This is a genomic window from Corynebacterium sp. UMB10321, assembly GCF_030228725.1.
Lineage (GTDB): Bacteria > Actinomycetota > Actinomycetes > Mycobacteriales > Mycobacteriaceae > Corynebacterium > Corynebacterium pseudogenitalium.
In genome coordinates, this window is the sequence record NZ_JASOZC010000036.1 from 1 (window position 1) to 323 (window position 323).

The window sequence follows — 323 nt, forward strand, 5'->3', positions numbered from 1 at the left end:
TTCGCCCTCCTGAACAACCTTCACCTCACCCGGCTTGAGTGCCGGGTTCGGACGCATGATGGTATCGAAACCAGTAGCCATGGTCCAGGTCATTTCATCGGTAGCCTTTGCAGGCTTGGTACCAATGAGGACGACCTCATTAACCGGAGCCTTGGTCTGCGACCAGTTGCCCTTTCGGTCCTGTGCCTCTGTGCCTGGAACACCCTCGGTTTCAACCTTGTAGGTGCCCTGCGGGACGGTGTCATCGAACTTGTACTCAACATCGAACGGTACCTCGCGAGTCGGGGCATCCTGGATGTTGATCGGTGCATAGATCCGGTCGG

General features: G+C 57.0%; 1 protein-coding gene. It reads right to left on the minus strand.

Annotation, left to right across the window (positions count from 1 at the left end):
• On the minus strand, positions 1–323 hold a 323-nt coding region (locus QP752_RS11220), incomplete at both ends, for a G5 domain-containing protein (protein ID WP_284805537.1).